Origin of the sequence: Cellulomonas sp. Leaf395 (assembly GCF_001424125.1) — a bacterium.
Classification (GTDB): Bacteria; Actinomycetota; Actinomycetes; order Actinomycetales; family Cellulomonadaceae; genus Cellulomonas.
Map to the genome: position 1 here is coordinate 126,893 of NZ_LMQI01000002.1, position 13,442 is coordinate 140,334.

Below are 13,442 nucleotides of genomic sequence, written 5' to 3' on the forward strand. Positions count from 1 at the left end.
GTCGACCGTCGGGCGCGTGTCGGGAGCCCGTTCACCCGAGCAGCAGACCGACACCCAAGGTCACGACCCCTGCGGCGAGCAGCACGGCGCCGACGCCGAGCAAGATCACGGCCCGGTTGGGCTCCTGACGGCCGCGTCCCATCGCGGCGAAGAAGAACCCGGCGGACATGACGATCGCGGCGAGCAGCACCCCCGTCTGCGCGAGCCATCGCCAGAAGCCCGTCAGCGTCGTGGCCTCCCCGAGGACGAGGCAGACGAGCCCGAGCGTCACCAGGACCCCCGCGTGCGCGTGCCCCGCACGGAAGAAGCTCTTCTGGAAGTCGGTGGCCTGCTCCTTGCCCGTGACGACGCGCAGCAGGAACGCGCCACCGGACTCGATCGCGACCACCGACAGGGCGACGATGCCGGCGGTGGTCCGGGCCGCGTCGGTCAGCTCGATCATGAGGCCTCCTCGTTTACGAACACTGTTATAGAACACCGTGCGGAAACGCGCGTCAACCCCTACACTCGCCGGATGGCCCGCCCCCGCGTGCACGACGACGCCCTGCGCGCCCGGCTTCTCGACGAGGCGTCGTCGATCGTGGCGACCGGTGGCGCGGCCGGGCTCACCGTCCGCGACCTCGCGGGGCGCGCGGGCACCTCTCCCTCGGCGGTGTACTCCCTGTTCGGCAGCCGGGAGGACCTGGTGCGGGCGGTCGGCGACGAGGCGTTCGCCCGCTTCGCCCAGCGCCTCGCCGCGGTCCCGCGCACCGCGGACCCGGGTGCGGACCTGCTCGGCCTGGGGCTCGCCTACCGCGAGAACGCCCTGGCCCACCCGCACTTCTACCGCGTCATGTTCGGCGCGACCGGCGCGGGGCTCCAGGACGGCAGCCGGGGTTCGGCCACGGCGAGCGCGACGTTCCTCGTGCTGCGCGACGCGGTGGCCCGGGTCCTCGATGCCCCCGGCACAGCGGCCGAGGAACCCGCGCTCGGGCTGTGGGCGCTCGTGCACGGTCTGGTCGAGCTGGAGCTCGACGGGCTCCTGCCGGAGGGGTCGGAGCAGCGGTACACCCACGTGCTGCGTGCCGCGGGGCCGGCGATCCTCGGCGGCTGACCCTGCCACGTGTCGGACGTCCGTGCCACGGTGGAGGCATGGCTGTGACCCGCACGCAGGTGCTCCGCTATCGCGTCCACGCACAGCAGCTCGACCGGGCGACCAGGAAGGACCGCCGGCCCGACGCCGCCGCGATCCTCGATCTCGGAGTGCAGGACACCGGGCCCGACGGGGCGCTCTGGGCCCTCGCGCTGCGCGGAGTTCCCGTGACGGCGCACGACTGGCCGCGCGAGCTGGCGCTGGCGTGGACCGTGCGCGCCTCACCGCACGCCTACCGGCGGTCCGACCTACCGGCTGTCGAGAAGGCGCTGCGCCCCTACTCCGAGGCCGACGCCGCCAAGCGGGTCATCAACGCGTCGGCTCCTCTGGCGCAGGCCGGCATCCCCGTCCTGGAGGCGCTCGCCGTGGTGTCACGGACGATGCGCGACGTCGTCGAGAAGCCGATCGTGAAGGGCGAGCTCTCGACCCGGATGACGGCAGAGATGATCGAGCCCTACCTGCGCTGGTGCCCGGGCTGCAAGGCCACCCACATGTACGAGATGCCGTTCCGGCTCGCCACGCTGCACGCGGGGCTCGAGCTGGAGCCGTACACCTCTCCGCCGGTGGTCCGCCGGATCCCGCGCTGGCCCGCGAGCCAGGTGGGGAACCTCGAGCGGTCGGACGACGCTGACGACGGACCGCTGGACCTGCTGCGCGGACTCCTGCACCTGCTCGGTCCGTCGACCGTCAAGCAGGCGGCGGAGTACCTCGACTCCCCGGTCCGGGAGGTGCAGGCCCGGTGGCCGCAGGACGCGGTCGAGGTCGACGTGGACGGGAGTCCTGCGTACGTGCTCGACGAGGACCTCGCGGCGCTGCAGGACCCGCCGTACGAGCCGCTCGTGCGGCTGCTCGGCCCCTACGACCTGTTCCTGCAGGGCCGCGACCGCGATCTCCTGGTCCCCGAGAAGGCCCACCACAAGCCGCTCTGGCCCACCATCGGCCGGCCCGGTGCTGTGCTCGCCGACGGGGAGATCGTCGGCACGTGGCGACCGCGCGCGAAGGGCAAGCAGCTCGCGATCGAGCTCGACGAGTGGGTGCCGTGGTCCACGCGCACGAAGGCCGCGGTCGAGGTCGAGCACGAGCGCCTGGCGCAGTTCCGTGGCGTGGCGCCGGCCTGACAGCTCCCGGTCAGACGTCCGTCGGACGGCCACGCTCGAGCACGACCAGCCGGTCCCGCCGGCCGGTCGCGTCGAAGCGCTCCTCGACGGCGGTGAGCGGGTCCACGAAGTGCGCCCAGTCGGTGTGGTGCACCGGCAGGATCCGGGCGTCCGGCAGCAGGTCCGCCGCCGCACCGGCTCGCATCGCGTCGAGCGTGAGCGGCTCGGTGCCGAACCGGCTGGCGTTGGCGCCACCCACGAACAGCACGGCGAGCGCGATGCCCGGGACGCGTCGGGCGATCGCGTCGACCACGTCGAGCGACGCGTTGTCCCCGGACACGTAGACCGTCGGCCACCCGTCGGACCGCAGGACGAACCCGGTCACCGCACCGGTGAACGGCTCGGAGCCCTCCGGACCGTGCCGCGCCGGGACGGCCGTCACCGTGATGGCACCGACGGTCGCGTCCTCCCACGGGACGAGGCCTCGCACACCCGGGATCCGAGCCGCGGCGTCCGGCGTCGACAGGACCGTCGGGACGGACGCCAGCAGCGCCTGGCCGGCGTGGTCGAGGTTGTCCGCGTGCTGGTCGTGCGAGAGCAGCACGACGTCGACCTCGCCCAGCTCGGCGAGCGGCACCGCGGGCCCGACGAGCTTGCGGAGGGTGCCGCCGGTGACGGGGTACTCCTCCCCCGGCGGGTCGAACGTGGGATCCGTGAGGAACGCCTGGCCGGCGTAGCGCAGGTGCAGCGTCGGTCCGCCGACGAACGTCGCGGTGATCGAGGAGGTCATGCACCCAGCGTGGTCAGGGACGCCGAGGTGAACCAGTGGCCCGTGGGGCACCGTTCGCTAGGATCGGGCCATGCATGAGGTCGCCGTCGTCGCGTTCCCGGGGATCAGCCCGTTCCACCTCGCCGTGCCGTCCACGGTCTTCATGGCGCGCTCCAGCAGCGCACCGACCCCGCGCTACCGCGTCACCGTCTGCGCCGAGGAGCCCGGCGCCCTGCCCACGGATGCCGGCTACGACCTGCTCGTCGCCCGAGGGCTCGACGCGCTCGGCGACGCGCAGACCGTGGTGATCCCCAGCTGGCACGTCGATCGCGACCCGTCCGAGGCCCTGCTCACCGCGGTCCGTACCGCGCACGAGCGTGGCGCCCGGATCGTCGGCCTCTGCGTCGGCTCGTTCGTGATCGCCGCAGCCGGGCTCGTCGACGGCCGCGAGGTGGCGACGCACTGGTCGACGGCGCCGGAGCTCGCCCGCCGCCACCCGTCGGCGACGGTGCGGTCCGACGTGCTGTGGTGCGACCTCGGCGACGTCGTCACCTCGGCCGGGGTCGCGGCCGCCCTCGACTGCTGCCTGCACGTGGTGCGCACCGACCACGGGGCCGCGTTCGCCGCCGACGTGGCCCGAGCGCTCGTGCTCGCACCCCACCGGGACGGCAGCCAGGCGCAGTACATCCCCGCACCGGTGTCCCCCACGCCGTCCGCGGACCCGGTCGAGGTCGCGATGGGGTGGGCGGCCGCCCGGCTCGACACGCCGCTCGACCTGGACACCTGGGCGTGCAGCGTGCACCTGTCGCGGCGGACGTTCACCCGCCAGTTCCGTGCTCGCACCGGCGCGAGCCCGTCGCAGTGGCTCCTGCGCCAGCGCCTGGTGCGTGCCCGTGTGCTGCTGGAGTCGACGGACGCCCCCGTCGAACAGGTGGCTGCGTCGGCCGGCTTCGGTTCGTCGGCGGCACTGCGCCAGCACTTCGCACGCGAGTTCCGGACCAGCCCGCGCCAGCACCGGGCGACGTTCCGCACGTCCCCGTGAATCATGTCGGTGGTCGGTCCTACGGTGGCTTCCATGCACTCCCGTTCTTGCGCGGTGCCCACGTGAGCCGCCGCGGATGGATCCTCCTGGTCGCCGTCGGCATCATCTGGGGCGTCCCGTACCTGCTCATCAAGATCGCGGTCACCGACGTCACGCCCGTCATGGTCGTGTTCGTCCGCACCGCGCTCGGCGCCTTGCTCCTCCTGCCGTTCGCGCTGCGCGGCGGCGGTCTGCGGGTGCTGCGCGGCCACTGGCCGGCGGTCCTCGCCTTCGCGGTGCTCGAGATCGTGCTGCCGTGGATCCTGCTGTCGAACGCCGAGCGGACGCTGTCCAGCTCGACCACGGGCCTGCTCGTGGCGACCGTGCCGATCGCCGCCGTGATCCTCGGACGGCTGGTGGGCGACCGCCGTCCCGTGGCGCTCGTGCGCTGGGTCGGCCTGCTCGTGGGCCTCGGCGGGGTGGCGCTGCTCCTCGGGCCCGGCGCGGCCGGCGGTGACCCGTGGGCCGTCGCCCAGGTGCTGCTGGCGGCCCTCGGGTACGCGGCCGCACCGATCATCGCGGACCGGGCGCTGCGTGACGTCCCCGCGATCCCGCTCACGGCCACCTGCCTCGGCATCACCGCGCTCGTGTACGCACCCGTCGTTCTCGTGACCGGCCCGCACGCCTGGCCGCCGGTGGACGCGGTCTTGGCCCTCGCCGGTCTCGGCGCGCTCTGCACCGCGCTGGCGTTCGTGCTGTTCTTCCGGCTGATCGTCGAGGTCGGCGCCGCCCGGTCCACGCTCGTCGCCTACCTCAACCCGGTCGTCGCGGTGGCGCTCGGCGCCCTGGTCCTCGACGAGACGATCACGATCACGGTGCTCGCGGCGACGGCCCTGATCCTGGTGGGCTCGGCCGCGGCCTCGCGGCGCCCGCGCGACGCCGACGATGCCGGGCAGGACGCCGACCATGCGCCGCAGACCGTCGAGGACGTCGCGGCCGGCGACGAGGTTCGGGTCACGCCCACCTGACGAACGACGGCCCCCGGCCTGCGGACAGGACGGGGGCCGTGCGGATCGAGCGGCGGTCAGGCCTCCACGACCACCGGGATGATCATCGGCCGGCGACGCAGGCGGTTGGACACCCAGCGGCCCACGACCCGGCGCATCACCTGCTGGAGCACGTGCGCGTCGGAGTTTCCGTTGCGGGCCGACTCCTCCAGCGCGGCGGTGAGCTCCGGGAGGATGTCGTCGAACACGGCGTCCTGCTCGGCGAACCCGCGGGCGTGGATCTGCGGCCCGGCGAGCACCTTGCCGTCGGCCGAGCTGACCACGGCGAAGATCGAGATGAAGCCCTCGTCGCCCAGGATCCGGCGGTCTTTGAGCTCGACCTCGGTGATCTCCCCGACGCTGGAGCCGTCGACGTACACGTACCCGCACGGCACGGCACCGACGATCCGCGCACGGCCGTCGATCAGGTCGACCACCACGCCGTCCTCGGCGAGAACCACGCGGTCGGCGGGGATCCCGGTCTGCACCGCGAGCGCGGCGTTGGCCACGAGGTGCCGGATCTCGCCGTGCACGGGCATGACGTTGCGGGGCTTGAGGATGTTGTAGCAGTACAGGAGCTCGCCGGCGCTGGCGTGCCCGGAGACGTGCACCTTGGCGTTGCCGGAGTGCACGACGCGGGCGCCGAGCCGGGTCAGCCCGTTGATCACGCGGAAGACGGCGTTCTCGTTCCCGGGGATCAGCGACGACGCCATGATCACGGTGTCGCCGGGGCCTACCGAGACCTTGTGGTCGTTGTTCGCGATCCGGGACAGCGCAGCCATCGGCTCGCCCTGCGAGCCGGTGCACATCAGGACGATCTCGTCGTCGCGCAGCGAGTCCACCTGCTTGAGGTCGACCAGCACGCCCTCGGGCACCTTGAGGTAGCCGAGGTCCGAGGCGATGCCCATGTTGCGGACCATCGACCGCCCGACGAGCGCGACCTTGCGGTCGTGCGCGTACGCGGCGTCGAGCACCTGCTGCACGCGGTGCACGTGCGAGGCGAACGACGCGACGATGATCCGCTTGGTCGAGTCGGCGAAGACCTGGTCCAGGACGGGGCCGATCCCGCGCTCCTGCGCGACGAACCCGGGCACCTCGGCGTTGGTGGAGTCGACCATGAACAGGTCCACGCCGCGCTCGCCGAGCCGCGCGAACGCGCGCAGGTCGGTGATCCGGCCGTCGAGCGGCAGCTGGTCCATCTTGAAGTCGCCGGTGTGCAGCACCGTTCCGGCGGCGGTGTGCACGGCGACGGCCAGCGCGTCGGGGATGGAGTGGTTCACGGCGACGAACTCGCACTCGAACCCGCCGAACGTCGCGGTCTGCCCCTCGCGCACCTCGCGCGTCACGGGCTGGATGCGGTGCTCCTTGAGCTTCGCCTCGATGAACGCGAGCGTGAGCTTGGAACCGACCAGCGGGATGTTCCGACGCAGGCGGAGCAGGTACGGCACCGCGCCGATGTGGTCCTCGTGGCCGTGCGTGAGGATGATCGCCTCGATGTCGTCGAGGCGATCCTTGATGTACTCGAAGTCGGGCAGGATCAGGTCGACGCCGGGCTGGTGGTCCTCGGGGAACAGGACGCCGCAGTCGATGACGAGCAGACGTCCGGCGTGCTCGAGGACGGCCATGTTGCGGCCGACCTCTCCGAGACCACCCAGTGCGACGATGCGCAGGGCGCCGGCCGGCAGTGCCGGTGGCAGGGTGAGCTCGGGGTGCGGGTGACTCATGGGGCTCCTGGTGGGATCAGATGCGATCAGCCGACGACGACATCGAGCAGCCCGGCGGCCCGCAGGCCGTCGCGGATCAGCGCGAGCTCGTCGTCGGTCGCGGGGACGAGCGGGAGGCGCACCGAGCGCTCGGGCAGGATGCCCAGCACCTGGAGCGCGGCCTTCGCGGCGACGGCCTGGAAGCCGGCACCGTTGAGTGCGTCGATCGCGGGGATGATCGATCGGAAGGTCTGGAGGGCGGCCGTGTGGTCGCCCGCGTCGAACGCGGCGATGACCTGCGCCAGCTCCCGGCCCACGACGTGGCCCGAGACGCTGACGACGCCCACGGCACCGTGCGCCAGCAGGGTCAGCAGAGCGCTGTCGTCTCCGGAATACCAGGCCAGACCGGTCTCGGCGATCGACTTGGCCGCCGCGTACGCGTCACCGCCGGCGTCCTTCATGGCGACGACGCGGTCGTGGCCCGCGAGCGCCGCGATGGTCTCGGGTGCGAACCGCACTCCTGTGCGGCCGGGGACGTCGTAGAGCATGACCGGAAGGTCGGTGGCGTCCACGACGGCCTCGACGTGCCGGCGGACACCCTCCTGCGAGGGGCGCGAGTAGTAGGGGCTGACCACGAGCAGGCCGTGCGCGCCGGCGTCAGCCGCCTGCTCGGCCATGCGCACCGCGTGCGCGGTGTCGTTCGACCCGGCGCCGGCGACCACCCAGGCGCGCTCACCCACCGCCTCGACCACCGCTTGCACCAGCTCGGCCTTCTCGGGGGCGTGCGTCGTCGACGCCTCGCCGGTGGTGCCGTTGAGCACCAGCCCGTCGTGACCGTGCTCCACGAGGTGCGTCGCCAGGTGCACGGCCCCGGCGAGGTCGACCGCGCCGTCCGCCGTCATCGGCGTGACCATCGCGGTGAGCACGGACCCGAACGGGCGGGTGGGCGTGGAGGTGCGAGGCATGGGGCCACGGTACCGCCCCGCGCGCGCCCGTCGTGGTGGGGTTCCGCGACTCAGGCGCGCAGGTACGTCTCGAACCGGTACCTCGTGCCGCCGGCGGCCGAGACGTGCCAGCCGTGGTCGGGATCGGCGCCGGTACGCCGCCAGGAGCCGCTGTCGAGCGCGGGGGCACGGGTGTCTCCGCCGACATCGAGCGACACGACGGTGACCTCGACGCGCTGCGCGAGCGGGAGGAAGGTCCGGTACACCTCTCCCCCGCCGATGATCCACGCGTCGCGGTCCCCGACCAGCCGGAGCGCCTCGTCGACCCCGTGCGCGACGAGCGCTCCCGCGGCCTCGAAGCCGGGCGTCCGCGTGAGAACGATGTTGTCGCGCCCGGGCAGCGGCCGGAACCTCGCCGGCAGCGACGCCCACGTGGCGCGCCCCATGATCACGGGGTGGCCGCGCGTGAGCTCGCGGAAGTGCGCCATGTCCTCCGGGATGTGCCACGGCAGCGTGCCGTCGCGCCCGATGATCCCCGTGGGCGTCTGGCCCCAGACGAGTGCCAGGCTCACACGGCCACCGGGGCCTTGATGGCCGGGTGGTACTGGTAGCCGACCACCTGGACGTCGTCGAACGTGTAGTCGAACAGCGAGCCGGCCTTGCGCAGCTCGAGCGTCGGTGCGGGGTACGGCGTCCGGCTCAGCTGCTCGCGGACCTGGTCGACGTGGTTGTCGTAGATGTGGCAGTCCCCGCCGGTCCACACGAAGTCGCCGACCTCCAGGTCGACCTGCTGGGCGACCATGTGCGTGAGCAGCGCGTACGAGGCGATGTTGAACGGCACCCCGAGGAAGAGGTCCGCGGACCGCTGGTAGAGCTGGCAGGAGAGCTTGCCGTCGGCGACGTAGAACTGGAAGAACGCGTGGCACGGCGCGAGCGCCATCGAGGGGATGTCTGCCACGTTCCACGCGGAGACGATGTGCCGGCGGGAGTCCGGGTCGCGACGCAGGTTGGCCAGCAGCTCGGTGATCTGGTCGACGTGACCGCCGTCGGGCGTCGGCCAGCTGCGCCATTGCACGCCGTACACCGGGCCGAGCTCGCCGTCGGGCGACGCCCACTCGTCCCAGATGGTCACGTTGTTCTCGTGCAGGTAGGCGACGTTCGACTCGCCCCGCAGGAACCACAGCAGCTCGTGGACGATCGAGCGCAGGTGGACGCGCTTCGTCGTGACCAGCGGGAAGCCCGCCGACAGGTCGAAGCGCATCTGGTGGCCGAAGACGCTGCGCGTCCCGGTGCCCGTGCGGTCGGCCTTCGGGGTGCCGGTCTCGAGGACGAGCCGGAGGAGGTCCTCGTACGGCGTGGGCGTCTCGGTCATGCGCGCAATCGTAGGTGCCGGTCGTCCGCCGCTCGTCGCGCCGACGCGCCGCGGGCGACATACTCGACAGTGTGACGCCGTCGTCCCTGCCTCCCACCGTCGCCGCTCACGTGCCCACCGGGGTCCTGATCGACGGGGCGTGGCGCCCCGCGAGCAGCGGTCGCACGTTCGAGGTCGCCGATCCCGCGACCACCGAGACGCTCTTCGACGTGGCCGACGGTGGCGAGCAGGACGCGCTCGACGCCCTGACCGCGGCCCACGGCGCCTTCCCGCAGTGGCGGGCGACGGCCCCGCGCGTGCGCGCCGAGCTGCTGCGGGCGGTCTTCGAGACGATCACCGCGCGCACGGAGGACATCGCCGCGCTCGTCACGGCGGAGGGCGGCAAGCCGCTGGCCGAGTCCCGCGCCGAGGTCGCCTACGGAGCGGACTACGTCCGGTGGTACTCCGAGCAGGCCGTCCGATTCGAGGGTCTGGCCCGCCGAGCCCCGTCGGGTGCGAACCACCAGCTCGTCCTGCGCCGCGCGGTCGGTCCCGCCCTGCTCATCACGCCGTGGAACTTCCCGATCGCGATGATCGCCCGCAAGGTCGCCCCGGCGCTGGCTGCCGGGTGCACCGTCGTCATCAAGCCGGCCCAGCTCACCCCGCTGACCACCGCGTACGTCGCGGAGATCATCCGCGAGGAGCTGGAGGGCCGCGGCCTGCCGACGGGCGTCATCAACGTTGTGCCGTCGACGTCGGCGCGCACCATCTCGGGTCCTCTGCTGGCGGACCCGCGGCTGCGCAAGCTGTCGTTCACCGGCTCCACCGAGGTGGGCGCCGCGCTGCTCAAGGCGTCGGCGGACAACGTCCTGCGCACCTCGATGGAGCTGGGTGGCAACGCACCCTTCCTCGTGTTCGAGGACGCCGACATCCCCGCCGCCGTGCAGGGCGCCGTGCAGGCCAAGATGCGCAACGCGGGCCAGACGTGCGTCGCCGCCAACAGGTTCCTCGTGCACGCGTCGGTCGCCGAGGAGTTCACCGCCGGGCTCACCGAGGCGTTCGACAGGCTGGTCGTCGGGCACGGCGCCGACGACGGCACCACGGTCGGCCCGCTCATCGAGTCCTCGGCCGTCGAGCGGGTCGAGGAGGTCGTCGCGGAGGCGGTCGACGCCGGTGCGCGCGTCCGCATCGGCGGCGACCGGCCTCGCCGCCCGGGCTACTTCTACGCGCCGACGGTCCTCGACCAGGTGTCCGCGGACCTGCGCGTGGTCACCGAGGAGACGTTCGGCCCCGTCGCCCCCGTGGTGACGTTCGGATCGGAGGACGAGGGGGTCGCGCTCGCGAACTCGACCCCGTTCGGGTTGGTCGCCTACGCGTACACACGGGACATCGCCCGGGTCATGCGGCTCGCGGAGTCGGTCGAGACCGGGATGCTCGGCGTGAACCGCGGCCTCGTGTCGGACGCGAGCGCTCCGTTCGGCGGTGTGAAGTCCTCGGGCCTCGGCCGCGAGGGTGGCGAGGCCGGCATCGAGGAGTATCTCGACAGCGTGTACGTCGCGATCTGAGCTGCCGGCTGACGGGTGCACCCTGTGTCACAGTTGCCCGCGTGACGCAGGACGACGAGGGACGGGCCGCCATCCGACAGGCCGTCTCGGTCTCGCTGGCCACCGGACTGTACGGCGTCTCGTTCGGAGCGCTCGCCGTCGCGGCCGGGCTCTCCGTGCCACAGGCGATGGCGCTCAGTCTCCTGATGTTCTCGGGCGGCTCGCAGTTCGCGTTCATCGGCGTCGTCGGTGCAGGCGGGCTCGCCGGCGCGGCCATCCCGACCGCCGGACTGCTCGGTGTACGCAACGGGCTCTACGGGCCACAGGTCGCGCCGCTCATCGACTCCCGCGGCTGGCGCCGGCCGTTGGCCGCGCACGTGACCATCGACGAGTCGACCGCCGTCGCGACCGCGCACAAGGCGCCCCACGCCGCACAGCTCGGCTTCTGGTGGACCGGGGTCGGCGTGTTCGTGCTGTGGAACGTCTTCACGCTGGTCGGAGCCGTCGCGGGAGACCGGATGGGCGACCCGGCGAGGTACGGCCTCGACGCCGCCGCGGCCGCTGCGTTCCTCGCTCTGGTCTGGCCGCGGATCACCGGCCCGGGCTCGCGCCTCGCGCAGACGGTGGCGGCCGGCGCGGTCGTCGTCGCGCTCGCCCTCACTCCCGTGGTGCCCACGGGGATCCCGGTGCTGCTGGCTGCCCTCGTCGCGATCGTCGCGGGGCTCGTCGCCCGCGAGCCGGAGAAGGTCGCATGAGCACGGTCGCCACCTGGATCGCGCTGCTCGTGGCCAGCGCCGTAGTCTTCGCGCTGAAGCTCGCCGGCCACCTGGTGCCCAAGCACTGGCTCGCCGAGCCGCGCGTCGCCCGGACCGCCGCCCTCGTGACGGTCGCGCTGCTGTCCGCGCTGGTCGCCGTGCAGACCGCCACCCGTGGGAACGAGCTCGTCCTCGACGCCCGGCTGCCCGCGCTGGTCGTCGCCGCGATCGGGCTGGCCCTGCGCGCACCGTTCATCGTCGTCGTCCTGCTCGCCGCCGTCACCGCGGCCGTGCTTCGCGCACTCGGCATGCCCTGAGACCATGGGCACCATCGGCGGCCGCCGGCCGTTGGGGTGTCCGAACGCCTCGCACACACCGGCGAAGCGCTGCACACGCGCCCGCACCGAAACTTCCCGGAGGACCCCGTGGCCACTCCCGCCCCACGCAGCTCGCTCGGCTCGATCATCTTCCTGTCGCGCTGGCTGCAGGTGCCGCTCTACCTCGGGCTGATCGTCGCCCAGGCGATCTACGTCTGGCAGTTCATGGTCGAGCTCGGCCACATCTTCTCCGAGGTCTTCTTCCACGGTGGCATGGACGAGGCGGCGATCATGCTCGCGGTCCTCGGCCTGGTCGACGTCGTCATGATCGCGAACCTGCTGATCATGGTGATCATCGGCGGCTACGAGACCTTCGTCTCCCGAATCAGGCTGGACGACCACCCGGACCAGCCGGAGTGGCTGTCGCACGTGAACGCCAACGTGCTCAAGACCAAGCTGGCGATGTCGATCATCGGCATCTCCTCGATCCACCTGCTCGCCAGCTTCATCCGCGCCGAGTCGATCCTGGAGGAGCCGCACGGCAACGCCGTCCTGCTCTGGCAGACCGCGATCCACCTCGCCTTCATCCTCTCCGCCGTCGCCCTGGCCTGGATCGACAAGATGTCGGCCAAGCACCCGCCCAAGCCGGTGCCCGCGCTCGACGAGCCTCGCGGGCCTGTCGCGAACCCGCCGAAGTCCCCGGACGACCGGCGCGAGCCGGTGGGCGTCCTCTGATGCCCCTGTTCACCGACACCGCCGACGTCTCGGTCCGCCCCGCGGTCCGCGGCGACGAGCACGCGATCGCCCGCATCCAGGTCGAGGCGTGGCGGCTGTCCCACGCCGCCGTCCTGGGGCAAGGCGCACTGGACATGCTCGACGCCGCGGCGATCGAGGCGCAGTGGGCGTCGGCAGTCTCCTCCCCGCCCGGAGCGGGCTACCGCGTCCTGGTCGCCTGCGACGGTCCGACGGTCGTCGGTGTGGTGTCGGTCGCCCCGGTCCCGACGTCGGAGGACCGACCGTTCGACGCCCCGGGCGGGGCGATCCTCGCGCTCGAGGTCGAGCCCGCGCACCAGCGCGTGGGCCACGGTTCGCGCCTGCTCGCGGCGGCCGTCGACACGCTCCGCGAGGACGGCGCCGACCAGGTGCACACCTGGGTGCTCGACGGCGACGACGCCCGCGCGCAGTTCCTGTCGTCAGCCGGCCTCGGTCCCGACGACGTGGTCCGCGAGCTGGTCTCCGGTCGGATGCCCGACGGGTCGACGCGCACCGTCACCGAGCACCGCTGGTCCGCCTCGATCTAGGCGCGATGCAGCCGGCTGGCCGTCCGCAGCGACTCGCGGGCGCGCCGCCGGTCCCCCGCCGCGTCGTACGCGAACGCGAGGTGGTACCAGGAGCGCCAGTCGTCGGGCTGCGCCTCGGCCCGCTCGCGCGCCGGCTCGAAGGCCTCCCGGGCAGCGGCTCGGTCGATGCGCCCGCCGGGCGACCGGGGCAGGTCGTCGACCGGGAGCTCGTCGGCGCCGGCCAGCTCGTCGGCCATCCGCTGCACGTCGATCGCCAGCCGCCACTCGCGCGCGACCAGCCAGATCACGAGCAGCGGCAGGATCCAGAACGCGATCCCCAGCCCGATCCCGACGGGCTCGCCGGTGCGGATGAGGGCGGTTGCGCGCGTCGCGACGAGCCACAGGTACAGGCCGAGCAGCCCGGTGAGAGCCACAGCAGCGGCGACGGAGGTCCAGCGCAGGCGGCTCGAGCGGGCGGCCACG

The 13,442-nt window shown here is 72.8% G+C and carries 16 protein-coding genes; 9 read left to right on the plus strand and 7 right to left on the minus strand.

From position 1 onward, the window contains the following. Positions 1-31: 31 nt before the first annotated feature. Positions 32-442: a hypothetical protein gene (locus tag ASG23_RS04860; protein ID WP_056021099.1), complete on the minus strand. Its 411-nt coding sequence runs from the start codon at positions 440-442 to the stop codon at positions 32-34. A gap of 72 nt (positions 443-514) precedes the next feature. On the opposite strand from ASG23_RS04860, the gene ASG23_RS04865 reads away from it, so the two are divergent. Together ASG23_RS04865 and ASG23_RS04870 are read left to right on the plus strand one after the other, a co-directional pair. After that, positions 515-1,093, plus strand: a complete 579-nt coding sequence (locus tag ASG23_RS04865; protein ID WP_056021102.1) for a TetR/AcrR family transcriptional regulator — start codon at positions 515-517, stop codon at positions 1,091-1,093. A gap of 38 nt (positions 1,094-1,131) precedes the next feature. Further along, a complete protein-coding gene (locus tag ASG23_RS04870) occupies positions 1,132-2,250 on the plus strand; it encodes a winged helix DNA-binding domain-containing protein (protein WP_056021105.1) in 1,119 nt (372 codons plus the stop codon). 10 nt (positions 2,251-2,260) lie between these two features. On the opposite strand, the gene ASG23_RS04875 is transcribed toward ASG23_RS04870, so the two are convergent. Further along, positions 2,261-3,019: an MBL fold metallo-hydrolase gene (locus ASG23_RS04875; protein WP_056021108.1), complete on the minus strand. Its 759-nt coding sequence runs from the start codon at positions 3,017-3,019 to the stop codon at positions 2,261-2,263. Positions 3,020-3,089: 70 nt separating this feature from the next. On the opposite strand from ASG23_RS04875, the gene ASG23_RS04880 reads away from it, so the two are divergent. Both ASG23_RS04880 and ASG23_RS04885 read left to right on the plus strand, forming a co-directional pair. Continuing rightward, entirely contained in the window at positions 3,090-4,040 is a 951-nt protein-coding gene (locus tag ASG23_RS04880) for a GlxA family transcriptional regulator (RefSeq protein WP_056021111.1), read from the plus strand. A gap of 62 nt (positions 4,041-4,102) precedes the next feature. Continuing rightward, on the plus strand, positions 4,103-5,047 hold the full coding sequence (locus ASG23_RS04885; protein ID WP_082515832.1) for a DMT family transporter: 945 nt from the start codon (positions 4,103-4,105) through the stop codon (positions 5,045-5,047). Positions 5,048-5,103: 56 nt separating this feature from the next. On the opposite strand, the gene ASG23_RS04890 is transcribed toward ASG23_RS04885, so the two are convergent. The 4 genes from ASG23_RS04890 to ASG23_RS04905 are packed head-to-tail and all read right to left on the minus strand — an operon-like array spanning position 5,104 to position 9,084. Beyond that, positions 5,104-6,789, minus strand: coding sequence for a ribonuclease J (locus ASG23_RS04890; RefSeq protein WP_056021114.1), 1,686 nt, complete (start codon positions 6,787-6,789; stop codon positions 5,104-5,106). A gap of 26 nt (positions 6,790-6,815) precedes the next feature. Beyond that, entirely contained in the window at positions 6,816-7,733 is a 918-nt protein-coding gene (gene dapA, locus ASG23_RS04895; protein WP_056021117.1) for a 4-hydroxy-tetrahydrodipicolinate synthase, read from the minus strand. 50 nt (positions 7,734-7,783) lie between these two features. Continuing rightward, positions 7,784-8,284 carry a dihydrofolate reductase gene (locus tag ASG23_RS04900; RefSeq protein WP_056021120.1) on the minus strand — a complete coding sequence of 167 codons (501 nt, stop codon included), beginning with the start codon at positions 8,282-8,284 and terminating at the stop codon, positions 7,784-7,786. Then, the gene (locus tag ASG23_RS04905) at positions 8,281-9,084 is read right to left on the minus strand and encodes a thymidylate synthase (RefSeq protein ID WP_056021121.1); all 804 of its coding nucleotides are present in this window, start codon (positions 9,082-9,084) and stop codon (positions 8,281-8,283) included. The genes ASG23_RS04900 and ASG23_RS04905 overlap by 4 nt, the downstream gene beginning before the upstream one ends. A 71-nt stretch (positions 9,085-9,155) precedes the next feature. On the opposite strand from ASG23_RS04905, the gene ASG23_RS04910 reads away from it, so the two are divergent. The 5 genes from ASG23_RS04910 to ASG23_RS04930 all read left to right on the plus strand — a co-directional run bounded on the left by ASG23_RS04910 (position 9,156) and on the right by ASG23_RS04930 (position 12,980). After that, entirely contained in the window at positions 9,156-10,628 is a 1,473-nt protein-coding gene (locus tag ASG23_RS04910; RefSeq protein WP_056021124.1) for an NAD-dependent succinate-semialdehyde dehydrogenase, read from the plus strand. 41 nt (positions 10,629-10,669) lie between these two features. Continuing rightward, positions 10,670-11,362, plus strand: a complete 693-nt coding sequence (locus ASG23_RS04915; RefSeq protein ID WP_056021127.1) for an AzlC family ABC transporter permease — start codon at positions 10,670-10,672, stop codon at positions 11,360-11,362. After that, positions 11,359-11,679, plus strand: a complete 321-nt coding sequence (locus tag ASG23_RS04920; protein ID WP_056021130.1) for an AzlD domain-containing protein — start codon at positions 11,359-11,361, stop codon at positions 11,677-11,679. Before ASG23_RS04915 ends, ASG23_RS04920 begins: the two co-directional genes overlap by 4 nt. A 108-nt stretch (positions 11,680-11,787) precedes the next feature. Beyond that, positions 11,788-12,414, plus strand: coding sequence for a TIGR00645 family protein (locus ASG23_RS04925; protein WP_200941518.1), 627 nt, complete (start codon positions 11,788-11,790; stop codon positions 12,412-12,414). Beyond that, the gene (locus ASG23_RS04930) at positions 12,414-12,980 is read left to right on the plus strand and encodes a GNAT family N-acetyltransferase (RefSeq protein WP_056021132.1); all 567 of its coding nucleotides are present in this window, start codon (positions 12,414-12,416) and stop codon (positions 12,978-12,980) included. Before ASG23_RS04925 ends, ASG23_RS04930 begins: the two co-directional genes overlap by 1 nt. On the opposite strand, the gene ASG23_RS04935 is transcribed toward ASG23_RS04930, so the two are convergent. Next, entirely contained in the window at positions 12,977-13,441 is a 465-nt protein-coding gene (locus tag ASG23_RS04935) for a hypothetical protein (protein ID WP_056022572.1), read from the minus strand. The genes ASG23_RS04930 and ASG23_RS04935 overlap by 4 nt on opposite strands. Position 13,442: the final 1 nt, after the last annotated feature.